Below are 19,570 nucleotides of genomic sequence, written 5' to 3' on the forward strand. Positions count from 1 at the left end.
TTTAAAAGTCCCACCATTTTTACAAATGGTGGGACTTGAGTTTTTTACAAATTAAACAAAGCCCTTCACAGTACTGTGAAGGGCTTTGTTTTAGTATTCAAAGACTATATATTTTAATAAGTTGCAAAATATACAGATTTATATCTGCTCTACTACATCCACAGGCTTCTTGGCTACAAACAGAGCCACTGCGGTTATAACTGTTCCGGCCACAATAGCTATGGCATAAGGGAGCAAGCCTGTAACAGCATTCGGTATGGGCAATACAAAGATACCGCCGTGAGGGACCATCAAAGTACATTTCATAACCATGGAAATGGCTCCAGTAACCGCAGAACCTAACATTATGCAAGGAATTACCCTGAACGGATCACGGGCGGCAAATGGGATAGCCCCTTCAGTGATAAAAGAGATACCAAGTACAAAGGCAGCCTTACTCGCCTCATGTTCATCTTCAGTGAAACGATTTTTAAAAAGAGTAGCTGCCAAAGCGAGTCCCAACGGAGGCGTCATTCCTGCTGCCATGACTGCTGCCATCGGACCGTAAATCTTAGCGGAAAGGAGCCCCACGGCAAAAGTATATGCGGCTTTATTAACAGGACCGCCCATATCAAAAGCCATCATAGCACCTAAAAGAAGTCCCAGAGTCAGGGCGCTGGTTCCCTGCAAACTCTGCAGCCATTCGGAGAGAGCTGTCAGTGCAATCTTAACCGGCGGTCCTATGACATAAATCATCATCAGACCGACGACCAATGTAGACAGAAACGGTAAAATTAAAACAGGCTTGAGCCCTTGAAGATTCATGGGCAGTTTAATTTTATCATTGAGAAATTTAGTCAGATATCCGGCCATGAATCCTGCAACGATACCACCGAGAAATCCCGCTCCGACATTAGTGGCAAGCAGTCCTCCGACTAATCCGGGAGTAATCCCCGGACGCTGTGCAATTGAATAGGCAATAAATGCACCAAGCACCGGAACAAAAAGAGAAAAAGCTCCAGCCCCGCCTATCTGCATCAAAGCCCAGCCGAAGGTTCCCTCCATGTCCCCAGCGTAAATTCCGCCGAAAGCAAAAGCCAGGGCAATCAAAAGCCCTCCAGCGACAACAACAGGAAGCATATAGGAAACACCTGTCATCAAGTGTCTATATGGTCCGGTGCGGGCAGCTGAACGTTCTTTCTTCAAATCTCCAACCTGATCGACAAGCTCCTTTTTGCCAGTCGGAACAGCAAGAAGTGAAGACTTAATAACCTGCACTCCATCTCGCAAAGCATCTTTAGTGCCTGTTTCATAAAGAGGTTTTCCGGCAAAACGCTTTAGATCTACAAAGGCATCTGCAGCTATGACCACAGCATCAGCACGTTCTATGTCTTCTGCGGTTAAAACATTCTTTGCCCCGACAGACCCTTGAGTTTCGATCTTAACTTCATAACCAAGCGCTTCACCGGCTTTGCGAAGAGCTTCAGCAGCCATAAATGTGTGCGCTATACCGGTCGGACAAGAAGTTACCCCGACAATAAATTTATGTTTTGTCTCTGGAGCCGCAGCTTTTTTTTCTGCTAAAAATTCTTCTGATTCATTTAGAGCTGTCTCTATAACTTTTTTAGTATTACGAATTGCTTCACTTGTAGACACAGCATACATTGCCATACCCTGAAAGCGTGCAGGATCAACATGGATATCCGCCGCAATAATAACCACTTCAGCCGCATCAATCACTTCCTGCGACAGAACATCCTTTGCGCCCTCAGCACCCTGAGTTTCAACCTCAACTTGATGCCCCATGCTTTCGCCGACTTTCTTCAAAGCCTCAGCAGCCATGATTGTGTGAGCCACTCCGGTGGGACACGCAGTAACAGCTATAATTCTAGACATGTAAACCCCCTCAAAAGCTGATTGTTTCAATCACTACCTGTTCTTCCAATTCCTTTGCAATTTCAATATCTTCTAGACTCGGTCCAGCCTGAGCCACTGTGGCAGCCGACAATGAAGTTGCCAGACAGGCCCGCTCCCTGAGAGACAACTCAAGTGCCATTCCTGCCACCATCCCTCCTATCATGGCATCTCCTGCTCCAACGGTACTGACCGCATTTATTGTTGGAGGCTTTGCAAAAAACTCTTCCTCCTGACTGATAAACAAAGCCCCCTGCGAACCGAGAGAAACAACAACCGTATCTATGCCGGACCGATTCATGCGCCGAGCTTCATTCACAAGCTCTTCCTTTTTTTTCAAAGGACGCCCGACAAGTTCCGAAAGTTCAGCATCATTTGGTTTTACTAAACATGGAACCGCCACAATTGCACTGCTAAGTGCCGGACCGCTGGTATCCACAACGGCTTTTGCTCCGCAAGACTTAATTACATTGACCAACTGTCCCACTGCCGCGGGAGAAACTGTTGCAGGCAGACTGCCTCCAATGACTACAATAGAAGACTCGTCAGCCAAATTATCAACTGTTTGCATTAACTTATCAACATGCCCTGCATCAGGTGACAGCCCCGGAAAATTGATATCAGTTGTAGCGCCAGAGTCAGGATCAAGAACCTTAACACCGATACGTGTTTCACCAGGAACACGGACAAATTCATCTTTGAGGCCCTTGCTGCTGAACAACTTCTCAAAAATAAGGGCATTATCCGCACCTAAAAAACCAGTGACGGTCACCGGCAGATCAAATTTACGCAGCAGAACAGCAATATTAACACCCTTTCCCGCCGCATCAGTCTGATAACCGGCAACACGGTTGACCTTTCCGGCTGTAAAATCAGGAACCTGACAAGCCAGATCAATAGCCGGATTCATAGTCACCGTTATAATATGCTTGAACTTTGACATTATTTGCTCCAACTCATGACAGACTAAGTGCTCTAACCTGCTTATTGTCACGACAGCTCAAAGCTTTTTGCGCCAATTCACGAGCCTGTTTCATGCTGATTGAGCGTATACGGGCTTTGACTGCGGCAATACTTGGAACAACCATACTCAGCTCCTTAACTCCCAAACCGGCCAAAATAGTCGCGCCAAGGGGTTCTCCGGCCAGTCCACCACAGACTCCTGTCCAGATTCCAGCTTCATCAGAAGCCTTCACGACCTGATCAATCATACGTAATACCGCTGGATGCAGACTGTCGGCCTTTGCTGCAAGAGTTGGATGAACCCGATCAATAGCCATTACATATTGAGTCAGGTCATTTGTTCCTATAGAGAAAAAGTCCACAACCTGCGCAAATTCGCGAGCCATGGAAACTACAGATGGAACCTCAACCATGATTCCTATTTCAAGAGCCTCAGCACCAACTTCAATGCGGGCTTTCTCAGCCAGACGTTTTGCAGCTTCCAATTCATCCAGGGTTGCAATCATGGGAAACATGATACGGATAGGGCCATATTTGGAAGCCCTGAAAATAGCCCTAAGCTGGACAAGGAAAAATTCAGGTCTATTGAGACACAAACGGATACCACGTTCACCAAGGAAAGGATTGTCTTCCGGAGGCAGATCCAGATATGCAACGGCCTTGTCTCCGCCTATGTCCAAAGTGCGTATTATAATTGGAAGCCCGTTAAGCGCTTCAACCATGGTTTTATAACTCTGGAACTGCTCTTCTTCATCAGGAGGGGTATCGCGTTCGAGAAAAAGAAATTCGGTACGCATCAACCCGACACCTTCCCCGCCAGCGTTTACAGCATTTTCAGCCTCACTGACTCTGCCGATATTGGCGACAACCTCAATGCGCTCACCATCTGTTGTCAGGGCTGGTTCATAGCGGGCGCGATATTCTTCATTACGCAATTCTTCTAATTCAAGCTTAGCAGCATCCGCTGTTTCAATATCTGAAGGACTGGGTTCTAGATATAAATTACCGGAATCGCCATCAATGATGGCAATAGTGTCATCAACAATTTCAAGAATACTTGGGCCGGCTGCAACAATGGCTGGAATTCCCAGAGAACGGGCAATTATCGCAGAGTGTGAAGTAGGACCACCACCGGAGGTACAAAACCCAAGAATAAGAGAAGGATCAAGTTGAGCTGTATCTGATGGAGTAAGGTCTTCGGCAAGAAGAATGACAGGCCTACTCGGGGTAAATGGCTGATCCTGTACAACTCCGGCAAGATGCCGTAACACACGCCGCCCGACATCCCGAAGATCCATAGCTCGAGCTGCAAGAAGTTCATCATCATGCTGCTCAAGTATATGTACACGATCATCTATTACCTGACGCCATGCATATCCTGCACTTTTTCCATTTCGGATAAGAGCTTCAGTTTCAACAAGAATTTCCGGATCATCAAGAAACGCCTCGTGGGCTCGGAAGATTGCGGCTCTAGGCTCACCTGATTTAGCCCGAACTTCGTTATACAGGTGACGGAGGTTAAGACGGGCCGCAGCAATAGCATGAGCTAGTTCTGATGATTCATGCTTCGGGTCCTTGGCTATAGCCTCTACCACTATCCGGCTATGAGTATATTGATGCACAGGACCTGTAGCCAGCCCGGGGGAAGCGGTACAGCCGGGAATAGTCTGCTTAACATCCTGAGGTCTCCATCCATGCTCAATCCGGGGAATAGCAGCTTCTTCAGATTCTTCACCCAGCCCTTCATCCACAGCCTCTTTTAGAGTAGCAAGGGCAAGACTGGCATCATCACCTTTTGCATGAATCCTCATGGTCTTTCCACCGGATATTCCAAGCTTAAGCAGTGAAGCAAGACTTTTGCCATTGCCGGACCGTCCATCGAATTCGACCTGAATCTCAGAATCATACTTCTTGGCAATATCAACAAAAAAAGTAGCAGGACGAGCATGCAGTCCATGCTCTCCCATTATTGTAACATCAATTGAAACGTCAAAATCAGAAACATCCAGTGTAGGAGCAGGTCTACTTACTGACCTTGATTCTCCACTCAGAACACGGACAATTTCAGCAGGATCTTTTGTTATTGCAAGACGGCTGGTAGTTTGCTCATCATCCAACACATGAGTCAGGTTGGTCAGAATTTCAATATGTTCATCTGATCTTGCTGCAATACCGACAACAATATGAACCGTTTCGCCAGGATTCCAGATCACTCCTTCCGGAACTTGAAGAATTGCCACACCTGTTTTTAAAATCTTATCCCTGTTTTCCGGCAGCCCATGCGGAATAGAGATTCCATTACCTAAAAAAGTATTAGCAACAGCTTCTCTGCGCTTCATACTGTCAATATATTCAGGCTCAATAAAGCCCTCACGGACGAGGATCTTTCCGACCTGCTCAATGGCTTCCAACTTTCCTGATGCTTTTGCACCTAAATTAACGTTATTTTCATTCAGATTAACCATGGACTGCCTCCCAAGTAATTTTTCTTTCTTGAAAACTTTATGTAATCGATTACATCGTGAACTAAAAAAAATGTTATAAAGCAATACACATAGTGCTCACAAATATTTAGATCCAGTATAATCGTTTCTAAAAAACTGTAAACAAAAAAGTTATTTTTTCACAATATAGAACGTAACTATTTAATTATAAACAAATTAAACACACGTACACCATGCAACTAATTCTAGGCCATCCTTATTGAAATATAATCTGAAAACGATTACATTAGAGCATAACAGGTGATAATAAGGAGAGTTATGAAACTTAAGGATATCGCTGAAGCTGCCGGAGTTTCAACGGCTACTGTTTCCAGAGTTTTAAATGGAAAAGTTAACGTGCGTCCAGAAGTTCGGGAAAAAGTGCTGGAAGTAGTCGCACGGACAAATTACAAACCTGACCGTGCTGCTCAAAGGTTGCGCTCTCGGAAATCTACGTACATAGGCTTGATCGTTGCTGACATTCAAAGTCCTTTTTTTGCTTCAGTAGCCCGAGCCGTTGAAGATGTTGCACAAAAAAACAACTATAATGTCATCCTCTGCAACACTGATGAAAATCATGACAAAGAACGTATGTATCTGGAAATGATGCAAAATGAAAATGCCGCAGGAGTAATACTTGCGCCGACATTGCGTCTGTCTGAAAATTTTGCGCTAACTAAATCATACTCTTTGCCTATCGTAGTAATCGACCGTCAGGTTCAGGGGCATTCGGTGGATATGGTTCTCATCGACAACAGACAGGCCGCACTTGAGTTGACCAGACATATTCTTTCTCAGGGGTATAAACGCATAGCTGCACTATTTGGTAACAATAGCGCAACAGGCCAGCAGCGGCAGAGTGGATTTAAAGAGGCCCTGCATGAAGCAGAAATTCCAGAAAATGATATTTTGATCAAAAACTTACCCGCCAAGGAACATGCTGCACATAAAGCTGTGAGCGAACTGCTCGAACTTCCTGATCCTCCGGATGCTGTCATTACCAGCAATGGACTTCTAGGAGCTGGTGCTTTCAGGGCCATTCGTGACAAAGAACTTGCTGTACCGGAAAAGGTGGCTTTCGCCAGCTTTGATGAATCCGCATGGACTGAAATGACACGCCCGGCAATTACTGTAGTCGAACAACCTACATACGCAATAGGACAAACGGCCTGCGAGATGCTCATTAAACGCATAATTGATCCTAAGCGCCCCATACGTAAAGTGGTCCTCGACAGCAAATTGATTATCCGTCAATCCTGCGGTGCAGGAGCTGTTTAGTATTTAGTCACACTAAACAGATGTCTCTATTCCACTTAAAAACTAACTTTCAAATGTGTAATATACGAGGACTATTAAAACTATGTATTTTGAAATGCGGACATATACAATACGCCCGGGTATGCTTGCTTCATATATGAAACTTTTTGAGGATGTTGGACTGCCCGTTCTAAAAAAATATGCGGAACTGGTAGGATACTGGTATACGGATATAGGGGAATTGAACCAGGTCGTTCATATATGGCGTTATGAAAGTTTAGATCAGAGAACTATAAATCGCAAAAAACTTTATGCAGACAATGACTGGCAAAACTATTTTCTGCCTGAAGCGCTGCAAATGCTGGAAAAGCAGGAAAATAAAATTATGCATGCAGCAAGCTTCTCGCCAATCAAATAAAGTATACGGATGAGTACCAATCTGTCTTTGCAATAGTATTAAGTAAATTACAGAAATGAGCTGGCTAGGTCAGAATAGACAATAAAAAAACGCCCGCCTCTCGTGAGAGTGACGGGCGCAAGTGCTATTACAGCTTATATCCGAAAAACTACCAACGTGGGCGTTCTTCTCTAGGCTTAGCTTCGTTAACCTTAAGGTTACGTCCGCCGAAATCTTTACCATCAAGAGCGTCGATAGCTTCGAGAGCTCCGTTATCGTCCATTTCTACGAAACCGAAGCCACGAGGACGACCTGTTTCACGATCTTCGATAAGTTTAACAGAGAAAACTTCACCGAAAGCTTCGAAAGCGGAACGTACTTCTTCTTCAGTAGAGGACCAGGAAAGATTACCAACATAAATATTCTTAGACATCAAAAAAACTCCAAAAAGTGAAAATGTATAATGCGCCCGTGCACAAAAAAAAAGGGGCCACGTACAAGTTGCGTACTAGGCTCCTCGATAGACTTGTTCAAATTAAACCAGCGCAGGTCACAGTGGGACCGTGCCTTCACGGGTACGGCTGGCGTTAAAGAGTAAGTCCATCTTTTCGAGAACAAAGTCAAGCACTATTATAAAAAAACATACCTTTTATTTAATATTTTATAAAAAACAATCGACAAAACAGGTGAATATCCCCTAGAGATTAGCATATAACACACTAAAATATTAATAAATTATGTGAATCAACTTTTCTATACTTCAATTCATTTTATTATTTCTAAAATTCAATAGCCATATTACAAATTTTATCAAACTGATCACTTTTTTTGAATGGCACAAAAAAACCTCATCGCCCAAATAAGAGTGATGAGGCTTTATAGCCGCGTAGGTTATACTTTAGTTAGATCTATATGTCTTCTGAGAATCATCAACAGGTATACGGATAATACATGTAGTACCGACCCCTTTTTTACTTGTGATTGTTATAGCACCATTATGCTTGGTAACAATAATAGAATAACTGATCGAAAGTCCCTGCCCGGTACCTTTACCGACTTCCTTTGTAGTATAAAATGGATCAAAAATCCTCGGCAGCACATCAGGATCAATCCCCGCTCCGTTATCATGAATATTAATTTGCGCCCATCCATCAACATACTTTGTCTGCAGAGTAATAATGCCCTTTTCCTTATTGGCAATATGATCAGTACTCTGCTTATGGCTGATTGCATGTGCTGCATTAACAATAACATTCAAAAAGACCTGATTAATATCGTTAATAAAACATGGCACTAATGGCATAGATTCATCAAAATCAGTTTTTAATTCCGCATGATATTTCCACTCATTCCTACAGACAATTGCAGTACTCTCTAAAGCATCATGAATATTAACAAGCTGTTTTGAATCCTGCCCGGGATGAGTAAAACGCTTCATTGCCTTAACTATTTCCGAAATGCGACCTATACCTTCCTGTGATTGCGTTACAGCTATCGGAATTTCTGCTAAAATATAATCAAGATCAATATCTTCAATATTATCTTTAAGTTCTTTGTATTCTCGCGCCAAGCAATCTTTTAAATCTGTTTTATCAAATATATTTTTATAAGAATTTATAATGGATACAACCTGTGAAATCGAATCATTGATAAACTTTAAATTATCATTGATGTACTGGGCCGGAGTATTAATTTCATGAGCAATTCCTGCAGCCAACTGTCCGATACTTTCCATTTTCACGGCATGAGCCAGTTGCTGCTCAATATTTTTACGCTCGGTTATATCGAATAGAATCTTAATAAAATATGACTGTGAACCTATTTTCATTGGTAACACTGTTTTGTCTATAGGGATGATAGAATCATCACTACGCAACAAATAAAACTCATTATTTTCAACGATATCATCGGTAGTTAAACATGCATACCCATCATACAGATAAGGCTTTGAGCAAATATACTGGCGAAAATCATTTCCGATCAACTCATCTATGGGCATCCCAATCATTTGACCGGCCAGAACATTGGCTTTTACAATCTCAAATGTTTCAGTGTCTACGTATAAAACAGCCGCTTTAATACCATCTAGAATATCCAGTAACAACTGATGCTTTTTTAATAATTCCTGCTCACTTTTCTTTCTTTCAGTTATATCCATCGTCATTGAGAAAAAACCACAGACAAGGCCGTTATGAGCAACATAAGGAACATATGAAGTAAATAAAAATATGGGCGTGTTATCCGAAAGTTGATATTCTTTTTCAAACGAGACCTTAGTGCCGGACATGACCATATTAACACGCTGCATCATATCTGCATCGTCTTCTTCAGACAAAAGCTCCCGGTAAGTATCCCCTACAACTTCATCACGATATTTTCCAAACATCTGAGCATAAGGAACATTCACAAATTTATAGCGCAATTCATTATTAACAAAAGATATCATTGCCGGTACATTATCTGCTACTAACTTTAATAATAATTGGCTCTCAATAAGATCTTTAGTCCTTTTATGTACCAGAACCTCGAGTTGATCTTTTCTTTTAGCTAACTCTACTGAGGCTTCCTTACGGTATACGGCATAGCGTATAGTCCTATCAATAAGCGGTCCGCTCAGTTCTGATTTTATCAAATAGTCTTGAGCACCACTCCGTACAGCTTTAACTGCCAAATCACGCAAATCGATCATCGTGAGCACAATAATCGGTATATTATTGTTTTCGCGATATAACTTATCAAATGTTTCGTAGCCATCTGAATCAGGAAGATTCAAATCCAGCAAAACTGCACTTACAGGCCTCTCCCTGCATATTTTCAAAGCTTTGGATAGAGTATCACAACTGATTATCTCCATATGATCTTCTTCCACATCAAGCATATAATCCAGCAGAAGCTGGCGATCATCTGGATTATCCTCAACATGCAAAATCAATAAGAGATTGTCACTCATAATAACCTCAATCGTGCGGAAGCTTCACCACTGTGAACCAGAAGCTTTCAATGGCTTGAACAACCTTTATAAATTGATCAAAATCTACAGGCTTGGTGATGTAGCAGTTAACGAAGTCCTTATATGCCCGGTCAATGTCCTCTGGAGCATCAGATGTTGTAAGTACAACGATAGGTATACTTCTCAAATTTTCATCGGCCTTAATTTCTTTAAGAACCTCACGACCATCCTTACGTGGCAGATTAAGATCAAGAAGTATGATATCCGGACGAATTGCATCCGAATAAGCCCCTTGCTTAAGTAAAAATTCCATTGCTCCGACACCGTCTTCTACTACATACAGCTTACAATGAACCTTTCCGTCTTTTAGAGCTTCTTTTGCAAGGATTATATCATCAGGATTGTCTTCCACCATTAAAATCTGAATAGGGCGAACCTTACTTACCATTATTTACCTCACCGGTATTAAGCGTAAAATAAAATATTGTCCCCTGATCAGGAATACTATCAAACCAGATTCTGCCACCGTGCCGTTCTACAATACGCTGGCAGATCGAAAGTCCAATTCCTGTTCCTTCATAACTTCCTCTAGAATGCAGGCGCTGGAATAATTTAAACACTTTCTCTCCATATTCCTTCTCAATTCCTATCCCGTTATCCTGCACTGAAAACACCCATTGATTCTCTTTCTTAAGAGCAGAAACAGATATGCGAGGCTGCTCTCCTTCCCGTTGAAACTTAATGCCATTCGAAATCAGATTCTGAAACAACTGGGTCAACTGAATGTAATCGCCATGTAATTCGGGCAAACCATTTTGAACAATAACGGCGTCTCTTTCCTCTATCATGTGCTCAAGGTTTTCCAGCGCACTCTCTAAAACATCATCACCACTGATATCTTCAAACGGATTAGCCTGTGTATTCAACCTGGAGTATTGCAAAAGAGCCCTTATCAAAGAACGCATACGCTCGGCTCCGTTCACAGCACCATCCATAAAACGTTTACCGTCTTCATCAAATTTATCCCCGTATCTTCTGGAGAGTAACTGCATATAACTTACAATAATTCTAAGCGGCTCCTGCAAATCATGTGATGCAACATAAGCAAACTGTTCCAATTGCTCATTTGAACTTTTCAGCTTGTATGACTCAGACAACAATGCTTCTTGCGTCTTTTCTTTCTCAGCTATTTCAACTTTCAGTTTACTCTGATTAATTTCAATATTTTCAGTCATTAAGTTGAAACTTTCCCGTAATGCGAACAATTCATTTTTCGCTGAGAAATCAGGAACACGGTAAGTGATATCTCCACTTGCAATAGCATTTGTAGCTTCGTAAAGCAGCGAGACAGGCTTAATAACAGCCCGCTGAAGGTAATATGCCATGGTGCAGAGAACTGTAATCAATAATACAGCAAAACCTATCAATAAAAGTAAAAGCTTCTCAAAGGATGCCGTCATTGCATCTGCCCACATATTTTTCGCGCTATGCAGGCTTCTTAATAACATGAGACTGTTAATGAAAAATTGAACACTTATATTTTCAAATGTTTCTATTTTACTATCACCTGTCTGCTCTTTTCTTACTTTGATTATATTATCTAGTATCTTTCTGGATATTGATAATTTAGAAATAATATCATCAAGATATCTATCTCCGATAGGAGTATTAAGGAGCCGGGCCTTTTCACAAAAGATTAATGTAGTATCAAAACGCTTTTCAATCTGCTCAAATGCTCTTTCCCTCTTCAAACTTACCAGTTCTGTAAACAAAGTGGAAATTTCAGTACAGTTGATCTCTATTTCGTTACCGTATTGAGCAAGCCGGGAATACAAATGATGCTCTTGTACACTTTCCCATACAAAACCTGCAGCAATCAGCAGAACAACTGCTAAAGCAGTATTCAGAATACGGATTGAGGAAGAAATCTTCATAAATTACCTCAACAACCCGATACGTTCAGGATCAATTTTATCTAAAAAGGACGGTGCAAGTATATCCTCAATATCATGTTTCTGCTGATCTTTTACAAACCCGCCTTCAATTGCCCATGTTGAGATCTCCTCCAGATTAATCTGGACCGCATGATCAAGCCTTACCTGAGGTTTAATACGTTTCCAGGTTTCTGTAAGCTCGGCAGGATCTACCTTAAGAGCATTAGCTACAATCGAAAATGACAGCTCAGGATTATCAAAATAAAATTGCTCTGCTCTAAGCATAGCCTTCAAAAATTTTTCAATAATACTAGGATGTTTAGCTGCAAATGCTCTTGTCGTTATTACTAGTTCAGAACTCATATAAATTCCTCGCTCAGAAAAAACTATTGCATTATCTCCAAGCAACTCCTTCGCATTTCCAACATATGGCTCCCGCATAGAAAAAGCATCAATCTTACCCTGTATAAGACTAGGTGTCAGTTCTTCAGCGCGCATATATACCATCTCAAACTGTTTAATATTGTTCAGCAAATGGAATAAATGCCAATAAAAATGGACTGCTGAAGATTTTTGTGTACCGATACGCTTTCCATTAAGATCACGAACTTCGCTGATACCAGCATCCCGTCTCGCAATTACTTTCTGTACAGAATCAGAAGTGCTGATGGAAGATAGAACGCCCAGATCATGGTGTTCAAAAGAACTGAAAGCGATTGGAACTTCTGCAGAATTAATAATATCGACTTCACCAGCCAGAAGTCCGTCTTGTAACGCACGTTTTCCGGTAGGATACGTTGTCATAGATAAATCAAGCCCCTCTTTATTGAAAAAGCCTTGATCCAGAGCAATAAAAATCAGTGCTCCTGTTGCCTGCAGGGCCACACCAAGACGCAGAGTAGAGTTGTGAAGAGACCGAGATTTAGATTGAAAACGCTGCTCACACCCTGGCAAAAGTGTGGCAAAAAGAACACACACTAAGAAAATTAATGACAGCCGAGTAAACTTGATTAGTAGCCTTTCAAAATACATAGTTTTACTCCTAAACAAATGTACCCTGTGGAGTTCCCCCTGCTAAACCGGACACCCTGTTCATTCTCCCCAAAACATTTATGGTAAGAATCATGATATCATTATTTAACACTTAAGAGAAAAGAAAAAGTCTATTAAATATATCAGCAACTAGCAAAAAATTCTTTTCAAATATCATTTAAAGGCAAACTAATAATAACGTCTGTACCTATTCCAACAGAACTCTTCACTGTTATAGTTCCATTATGATCGTCTATAATCCGGTGAGTGATAGCAAGCCCTTGCCCTACGCCCTTTCCTGGATCTTTTGTTGAATAGAACGGCTCGAATATTTTCTTCAAACTGTCCTCTGGAATTCCAGCACCTGTATCATGAAACACTATCTGAAGCTTCTCATCATCTTTATACGTTTCTACGGATATCAGCCCCTTGGAAATATCACCGGATGCCTTCTGCTGATCAGCAATAGCATCAACCGAATTAGTGATAAGCGAAACGAACACATCCAATATTTCCTGTGAAATGCATTTTATTTCAGGAAGGTCCGCAGCAAAATTGAGATTTAAATCCGCAACAGGTTCCCAGTAGACTTTAGTTTTTTTTATCGCTTCATTCATCAGATTATTGATATCAACGGCCTCAGGCATCACCTCAGCTGTACCGGCAAGCCTTCGAACTGAATTTATAATATCAGTAATACGCTGTATCCCCTGCATATTTTCGTTAAGAGCTTGATCGGCCTCTTTAAGCAACAAACCTGACTCTAATCCCTCAAGAGCAGATTCCAACTTTGTCACTTCATCAGTATAGCCCCCATCTGCCTTAATCTTAGAAATTAAAGGGGATAACGCCTCTTCAACGTCTTTGACCTCATCAATAACTGTCTGGAAAAATGACATATTAGCCTTTATGTACTGCGCAGGTGTATTAATTTCATGAGCAACGCCTCCGGCAAGCAACCCCAAAGAACTAAGACGCTGCTGACGAAAAACTTCTTTCTCCATATCTTTAATCCTTGTTACATCGGCTATAACAGCTATAAGTCCTATGCAATTTCCTTTATCGTCATGCAGCATTCTAGGAGAAAAAAGCACATTTATCTTTCCATAATTTTTCTTGATAAGTTCTAATTCAAACGACCTCATCTCTTTAAATTTCTTTTCACGTAGTATACTGGTGAAACTGTCCGCATTCTTGTCTGAAATTAATTTTTTAAAATGCTTCCCTGTAATCTCCTGAGCAGTATAGCCGAGCAGAGTTCCCATTGGCTTGCTGCAAAAAATAATTTCACCTTCACAATTCATGATCACAGTTCCTTCAGTCATCGTTTCCACAAGTGCCTGATACCTTCTCTGACTGGCTCTACTCGATAATTCCGCTGATTTAAGTTTGCCCATTCCCCAAATTATCAAACAACCCAATAGCCAACCCAAAAACAAAACAGCTTCCTGAAAAATACAATCTTTCCTGCCATGCACATACAAAGGTTCAAGAGGAAGTGAAGCACTGATACCTCCACGCAAATCACCGACTTTATACCCTTGCTCTGCATGGCATTTAAGACAGGCTTTCTCTGTTAACAATGGAACCATTAGTCTCAGATATGGAACACCTTTTATATCTTCAATTGAATTAATCTCGACAGATTTTGATTCCATTTTCTTCAAAGTATCAGCTTCCCATGAATCTGGTTTGTTTGCAGGACGTATTGGATTGAGACTTGTAAGATGAGCGATAATACCAGAAGTGTAGGAGCCCATTTCGTGAACCTGACGGTTCATGTAGGAAGGATTTATTTTTGTAAGCTTGAGCCCTGATAACGTCTCAACATCTCTATTTTTAATATGAAGGTACTTATTGGGTTTAAGTTGGTCACTTATTTCGCCATACACTCCGCCATGCATAGCATTCCACCTTCGATAAATAATATCCTGCTCAACACTGGATCGGAGATTTATCAAAGCAGAATTGATCATTCTTTGATTCACCAGTTCAAGACTCCAGAATAAAATCAACACGGCAAAAAGAGTCCAGACGATAAGTACTGTCCCAAATAAAAACTTATATTTCAAATTATCAGGCTTTTTTTCAAAAAGGATTTCATCCTGAGCAGTAATTTTTGCCATGCGAACCATCCTATACTTCTCGTAGATAAAATTGTTCTATTAAAATACTCGACTTAAAAAATATAGTTTATTTGATATAATGTTCAGAGATTTGCCCCTCATGAATCAGTTTAATTCCAACCTCGGCACATTGGGCATCAAGACTTACTCCTTTTTCTTTATCAAGAATATTCAAAATTTTATCTATACCAAGTGACCTGCGGTAAGGTCTGTCAGTTAAAACAGCGTCAATATAATCTGCCACAGCTATTATTTTTGATTCATGCAACAGTTCATCCCCCTTCAAACCATATGGATAACCGGAACCGTCTATCCTTTCATGATGCTCTAATATGATACGCCTGATCGGCCACTGTGTTTCCATTGTTTTAAAAATTTCTGCCCCGACTAACGGATGCGTCTTTATTATTGAAAATTCAGCTTCACTGAGTTTTCCGGGCTTATTAAGAATCCCTGATGGCACAGCGATCTTCCCAATATCGTGTACAAGGGCAGCCAGACGCAAGCCTTCAATAACATTTTCATCAAATCCAATCTTTGAAGCAATCGTTACAGAAATATCTGCTGTACGGTCCATATGGCCTGCAGTATAGGGATCTCTGATTTCTACCAGACGGGTAAAGGCTTTCAAAGTCCCCTGCAAACCTTCCTTAATACGTAAAAGACCGACTAATTCACGTGAATCCTGTACCATTTGGTACTGCTTTATTCCGGAAGTAACGGCTGCAGTTAAATTATCAGGCGAACAGGGTTTGGTCAGAAATCTAAAAATGTCACCTTGATTTACTGCATCCATGGCGATTTCCAAATCAGCATAACCGGTAAGCACCATCCTGACTGTATCAGGATAAAGTTCACGAACCTTCGATAACAACTCTATCCCGTTCATCTCCGGCATTTTAATGTCAGAGATGATAACCTTAACATGAGGCTCACTTCCAAGAACATCAAGTGCTGCTTTACCACCCAGAGCTGTTAAAATCTTAAATTTTGAATGCAGAATCCGCCGATAACTACTTAGCACATTGGGTTCATCATCAACAAAAAGGATTAAATCGTTTGAGTAATTGTTTTCCATTTCAACCTTAACCTGGCACAAGTACGCAAATTGGTTCAGCTACACCGACCTTCTCCACGAATAAGACAATACGGTCAATTTTATCCTTATCAAGTTCAAGACTTTTACGTAAAAGAAGAGCTCCCTCATTTGAAGTAACGTCTTTATAAAGAATCATGCCCGGATAAAGCTCCTTGATATTCAAATCTTTTATTTCATACCGGGCCTCGACTCCCAGCATCCCCTCTATATAATAAAGTAATTCAGGATCATACACTTCAACCTGTTCTTCCAGCTTAGCAAATGCACTCCTTGGATTACCTACAATATTCAGCCACATGTCGTAATCGAGAGCCAAACGCAAAATCCTTCCGCCAAGAGGTATATCTTCTCCACTAATCCCATCACGCGGTGTTCCGGAACCATCGAACCCTTTCAACTGATAAGAAATTATTTCTGCAATGCTTCCAAGCCTTGGCAACTTAGAAACCAGACTTTTAGCTACTACAGGATGCATCTCAAAAATTTCTATCTGCTCAGGAGTCAAAACATCACCTTCTAACAATGAATCCAAAATTCCAGATGGAAGTATCAACGTTCCCAACTGTGACAGCATTGTTGCAATGTCATATTTCCATAAATCCTTAGCACCTTTTTTAGTGGCTAAATAGCGCACATACCGCCTGACTCTGTTAATTCTCTCCCCAGCCTCAGGTGTTACTAATGACGTAATCTCGGTAAGAAGCTCTACGCTCTTCTTAAGTGTCTGCTCAAGCAGGACTCTCTTTCCGGTAACAAGATCATACTGATAAACAGCATCCTTAATGTTATTTAACAAAGCATCTTTATCGCACGGCTTAGTCAAGAAACGAAAAACATGACCATCATTTACAGCACTTATTGCATTAGTCAGATCAGCATACCCTGTAAGAATCATTCGGACCGTTTCAGGACTTCTGCTTTTAACTGCAGTTAAAAATTCAATTCCATTCATACCGGGCATTTTGTAATCCGAAATAACCACCGAGAAAGGCTTCTTAGGATCAATACAGCTAAGTGCTGATGCAGGGCCAGTCTCAGTATGAATATCGTAATACTTTCGCAATTGCCTTTTCAATGAAGAAAGAACATTAGGTTCATCATCGACAAGTAAGATTCTCGGCTTCATCAAAACTCCTAACGAGATAAATTTTCAATCATATCAAGACTCAGGGCATTGAAATTTTCAACACCTTCCCAGTTATCAGCAATATGATATATCCATTCTTCAAGCTTTTTATTTCCGGCAGAGTTCAACAGTTTAGGATTAAACTGCCGCCTGTAACTTTTATTAAAAATGATGCATTGATGCTCAATCATATTAGCAACGGAGACAAACATGGGTACACTAAAATCATACTGATCATGACTATGATGCTCTCCTATGCCGTGTACAACATCTACAGGCATACCCCATAACCCCATGAGATATGCTCCAAGCTGGGCATGTGTTGTTCCAAAAACGGCCAACTCTCCCTCATAAATGGTCTTTTGATCTGCGGACACTATATGCAAAACATTCTCATACTTATCTGGAAAATTACTGACTAAAATCAATTTTCCAACATCATGAAGTAATCCTGCCATTCGTACATCACTGACTTTTTCTCTTTCAACATTTTCATATTCAGCAATAATTCTACTTATATTTGAAACCCGGAAACTGTGATCCCACAGCATCTGCAAAGAAAAATCAGGTAGTGATGTATTATTATACATTGAAAAAATATGTGACCCCAGTATCAACGTCTTGATAGTATCCAGACCAAGCATGTTAATAGCTTGAAATATTGATGATATATGTGAAGAAAGACCAAAATATGGTGAATTTATCAGCTTAAGAATTTTAGCAACCAAACCGATATCCTTACATATTAACTCTGAGATCTTTTTAATGGACGGTTCTGGAACATTGAGTTCATCCTCTATTGCTCTGAATACATCAGGAAGTACCGGCAGAGCATTTATCTCAGTCACCAGCAACTGCATATTCTGATCAGTCAAAATACAACGGGACTCAAGTGCTCCCTCAATCCTCTCTATTAATTTTCCGGCTTCACAGGGTTTGGAAATATACTGATGAACAGCTTTAATACTACGCACAACTTCATCAAGTCCAACCTGTCCCGACAACGCAATGCGTATTGTCGATGGATAACAATTTTTAATTCTATTTAGCAGTTCAGCTCCATCCATGCCAGGCATAAGAATATCAGACACGACTACATCAAATTCCTTTTTACCTAATAACTCAAAAGCCTTCTCCCCGGACTCTTCAAAAAACATATCCCATTCTGTACGCTTACTCCTAAGCATGCGCCTGATTGCAGCTAAAACATTAGGTTCGTCGTCTACGAATAAAACTCGTATCTTACGCTTCATTATCTTCCTCATTATACTTATAAATTCTTAGCTTGAAAAACTGTACGCTATTTTCGATAATCATCTATATAATCAAACGCCATTACTCAGCGAAACTTCCAGTCAATAAATTCATTACCTATTACTAGTTCAAATCCACACAAAACTTACAATTCATATTTTATAGTGATTAAGTAAGAACATAGCTTCTAAATTTTAAAATTTAAAAGCTACGTTTGATCATATATCATATGCAGATTTACCGAAAGATAAAAAATATTATAAAGAATTAAATAAGGAAATCTCTGATAGTTAGAACTAATCTATATACACCATCAAAGTTGATAACGTGAAGGTCGAAATAGCCAGACACAAAGAAGTACTGCCGGTATTCCGATCAATCCGAACGTCCATTGCGGTCCGCTGACATAAGCCATAACTCTGATACCGCTTCCCCATAGAAACAGTAGAAATGTACTTAAAATCAGAATTGACCACTTCAGGTAAATGTTATCCGGTGCAAATAAAAATTGCAGTCGAGGCAGACAACGGCTGAAGAAGAACCAAAGGCCTAGGGTAAGACAAACCGAACCGATAATAAAAATCCACCATGGTGAAATATTCATGCCGACATCAAAATTACCCAGATCACCATGACCGGAAAAAGCCCGCATATACACATACGCAATAAGTTCCATAAAATTAGTAATGGAAAGCCAGTAGGCAGCGTGAAAGATCCATTTTCTTTTAAACAGCCAGTCCCCGCACATAAGCCAAATGGCACAGACAAGCAAAAAAGTATGCATAATGATTGGAGCAATTCCAATAACAGCGCCATTAAATCCACGCCCCTGCGAAAAGATCTTAGTATATTCTACCCCTTCATCCCATCCCGTCATAGTTATAGGATTACCCCATACAATATCTACAGGACTTTTAACTTCCCCCAGTAACCACGCTGTTGTTCTGTGGGTAAATTCATGAATGACAACAATGCATGACTGCAAAACAAGAAAAGTTATGATTGCAATCAGAAGATAATTGGCTGTCCGCAAAATATTTATTTTAGTACTCATTA

The 19,570-nt window shown here is 40.8% G+C and carries 15 protein-coding genes; 2 read left to right on the forward strand and 13 right to left on the reverse strand.

What is annotated here, in order from left to right; all coding sequences use genetic code 11:
- Positions 1 to 138 precede the first annotated feature (138 nt).
- Genes H589_RS0115575 through ptsP form a run of 3 tightly spaced genes read right to left on the reverse strand, consistent with a single transcriptional unit; the run spans position 139 to position 5,321 of the window.
- A complete protein-coding gene (locus H589_RS0115575; protein WP_027722881.1) occupies positions 139 to 1,875 on the reverse strand; it encodes a PTS fructose-like transporter subunit IIB in 1,737 nt (578 codons plus the stop codon).
- A 10-nt stretch (positions 1,876 to 1,885) separates the two neighbouring features.
- Positions 1,886 to 2,836: a 1-phosphofructokinase gene (gene pfkB, locus H589_RS0115580; RefSeq protein ID WP_027722882.1), complete on the reverse strand. Its 951-nt coding sequence runs from the start codon at positions 2,834 to 2,836 to the stop codon at positions 1,886 to 1,888.
- A 13-nt stretch (positions 2,837 to 2,849) separates the two neighbouring features.
- The gene (gene ptsP / locus H589_RS0115585; RefSeq protein WP_027722883.1) at positions 2,850 to 5,321 is read right to left on the reverse strand and encodes a phosphoenolpyruvate--protein phosphotransferase; all 2,472 of its coding nucleotides are present in this window, start codon (positions 5,319 to 5,321) and stop codon (positions 2,850 to 2,852) included.
- Between the two features lie 297 nt (positions 5,322 to 5,618).
- Here ptsP and H589_RS0115590 point away from each other — a divergent pair, with 297 nt between their 5' ends.
- Together H589_RS0115590 and H589_RS0115595 are read left to right on the forward strand one after the other, a co-directional pair.
- Complete coding sequence (locus H589_RS0115590) at positions 5,619 to 6,617, forward strand: LacI family DNA-binding transcriptional regulator (RefSeq protein WP_027722884.1); 999 nt, start codon at positions 5,619 to 5,621, stop codon at positions 6,615 to 6,617.
- Positions 6,618 to 6,699: 82 nt separating this feature from the next.
- On the forward strand, positions 6,700 to 7,014 hold the full coding sequence (locus tag H589_RS0115595; RefSeq protein WP_027722885.1) for an NIPSNAP family protein: 315 nt from the start codon (positions 6,700 to 6,702) through the stop codon (positions 7,012 to 7,014).
- A gap of 148 nt (positions 7,015 to 7,162) precedes the next feature.
- Here the strand turns inward: H589_RS0115595 and H589_RS0115600 are convergent, their stop codons facing one another.
- The 10 genes from H589_RS0115600 to H589_RS0115645 form a co-directional block, all read right to left on the reverse strand.
- Complete coding sequence (locus H589_RS0115600) at positions 7,163 to 7,426, reverse strand: RNA recognition motif domain-containing protein (protein ID WP_027722886.1); 264 nt, start codon at positions 7,424 to 7,426, stop codon at positions 7,163 to 7,165.
- 465 nt (positions 7,427 to 7,891) lie between these two features.
- Positions 7,892 to 9,943 carry an ATP-binding protein gene (locus H589_RS20525; RefSeq protein ID WP_051249773.1) on the reverse strand — a complete coding sequence of 684 codons (2,052 nt, stop codon included), beginning with the start codon at positions 9,941 to 9,943 and terminating at the stop codon, positions 7,892 to 7,894.
- Positions 9,944 to 9,950: 7 nt separating this feature from the next.
- The gene (locus H589_RS0115610) at positions 9,951 to 10,391 is read right to left on the reverse strand and encodes a response regulator (RefSeq protein WP_027722887.1); all 441 of its coding nucleotides are present in this window, start codon (positions 10,389 to 10,391) and stop codon (positions 9,951 to 9,953) included.
- A complete protein-coding gene (locus tag H589_RS20530; protein WP_051249774.1) occupies positions 10,381 to 11,877 on the reverse strand; it encodes a sensor histidine kinase in 1,497 nt (498 codons plus the stop codon). Before H589_RS20530 ends, H589_RS0115610 begins: the two co-directional genes overlap by 11 nt.
- 3 nt (positions 11,878 to 11,880) lie before the next feature.
- Positions 11,881 to 12,909, reverse strand: coding sequence for an ABC transporter substrate-binding protein (locus tag H589_RS0115620; protein WP_027722888.1), 1,029 nt, complete (start codon positions 12,907 to 12,909; stop codon positions 11,881 to 11,883).
- Between the two features lie 167 nt (positions 12,910 to 13,076).
- On the reverse strand, positions 13,077 to 15,035 hold the full coding sequence (locus H589_RS19960) for an ATP-binding protein (RefSeq protein ID WP_035076200.1): 1,959 nt from the start codon (positions 15,033 to 15,035) through the stop codon (positions 13,077 to 13,079).
- Between the two features lie 67 nt (positions 15,036 to 15,102).
- The gene (locus tag H589_RS19965) at positions 15,103 to 16,113 is read right to left on the reverse strand and encodes an HD domain-containing phosphohydrolase (protein WP_156891755.1); all 1,011 of its coding nucleotides are present in this window, start codon (positions 16,111 to 16,113) and stop codon (positions 15,103 to 15,105) included.
- A 7-nt stretch (positions 16,114 to 16,120) separates the two neighbouring features.
- Positions 16,121 to 17,260, reverse strand: coding sequence for an HD domain-containing phosphohydrolase (locus H589_RS0115635; protein ID WP_027722889.1), 1,140 nt, complete (start codon positions 17,258 to 17,260; stop codon positions 16,121 to 16,123).
- 8 nt (positions 17,261 to 17,268) lie between these two features.
- Complete coding sequence (locus H589_RS0115640; RefSeq protein WP_027722890.1) at positions 17,269 to 18,513, reverse strand: response regulator; 1,245 nt, start codon at positions 18,511 to 18,513, stop codon at positions 17,269 to 17,271.
- A 314-nt stretch (positions 18,514 to 18,827) separates the two neighbouring features.
- Positions 18,828 to 19,568, reverse strand: coding sequence for a hypothetical protein (locus H589_RS0115645; RefSeq protein ID WP_051249776.1), 741 nt, complete (start codon positions 19,566 to 19,568; stop codon positions 18,828 to 18,830).
- Positions 19,569 to 19,570 lie beyond the last annotated feature (2 nt).

It is taken from the genome of Maridesulfovibrio zosterae DSM 11974, assembly GCF_000425265.1.
In the GTDB taxonomy this organism is placed as follows: domain Bacteria; phylum Desulfobacterota; class Desulfovibrionia; order Desulfovibrionales; family Desulfovibrionaceae; genus Maridesulfovibrio; species Maridesulfovibrio zosterae.

Excerpts from the sequence above, each read along its gene's own strand:
- H589_RS0115635 (WP_027722889.1), bottom strand. The coding sequence starts at position 17,260 with ATGAAGCCGAGAATCTTACTTGTCGATGATGAACCTAATGTTCTTTCT.
- H589_RS0115590 (WP_027722884.1), top strand. The coding sequence starts at position 5,619 with ATGAAACTTAAGGATATCGCTGAAGCTGCCGGAGTTTCAACGGCTACT.
- pfkB (WP_027722882.1), bottom strand. The coding sequence starts at position 2,836 with ATGTCAAAGTTCAAGCATATTATAACGGTGACTATGAATCCGGCTATT.
- H589_RS19960 (WP_035076200.1), bottom strand. The coding sequence starts at position 15,035 with ATGGCAAAAATTACTGCTCAGGATGAAATCCTTTTTGAAAAAAAGCCT.
- ptsP (WP_027722883.1), bottom strand. The coding sequence starts at position 5,321 with ATGGTTAATCTGAATGAAAATAACGTTAATTTAGGTGCAAAAGCATCA.
- H589_RS19965 (WP_156891755.1), bottom strand. The coding sequence starts at position 16,113 with ATGGAAAACAATTACTCAAACGATTTAATCCTTTTTGTTGATGATGAA.
- H589_RS20530 (WP_051249774.1), bottom strand. The coding sequence starts at position 11,877 with ATGAAGATTTCTTCCTCAATCCGTATTCTGAATACTGCTTTAGCAGTT.
- H589_RS20525 (WP_051249773.1), bottom strand. The coding sequence starts at position 9,943 with ATGAGTGACAATCTCTTATTGATTTTGCATGTTGAGGATAATCCAGAT.
- H589_RS0115645 (WP_051249776.1), bottom strand. The coding sequence starts at position 19,568 with ATGAGTACTAAAATAAATATTTTGCGGACAGCCAATTATCTTCTGATT.
- H589_RS0115600 (WP_027722886.1), bottom strand. The coding sequence starts at position 7,426 with ATGTCTAAGAATATTTATGTTGGTAATCTTTCCTGGTCCTCTACTGAA.
- H589_RS0115575 (WP_027722881.1), bottom strand. The coding sequence starts at position 1,875 with ATGTCTAGAATTATAGCTGTTACTGCGTGTCCCACCGGAGTGGCTCAC.
- H589_RS0115595 (WP_027722885.1), top strand. The coding sequence starts at position 6,700 with ATGTATTTTGAAATGCGGACATATACAATACGCCCGGGTATGCTTGCT.
- H589_RS0115620 (WP_027722888.1), bottom strand. The coding sequence starts at position 12,909 with ATGTATTTTGAAAGGCTACTAATCAAGTTTACTCGGCTGTCATTAATT.
- H589_RS0115610 (WP_027722887.1), bottom strand. The coding sequence starts at position 10,391 with ATGGTAAGTAAGGTTCGCCCTATTCAGATTTTAATGGTGGAAGACAAT.
- H589_RS0115640 (WP_027722890.1), bottom strand. The coding sequence starts at position 18,513 with ATGAAGCGTAAGATACGAGTTTTATTCGTAGACGACGAACCTAATGTT.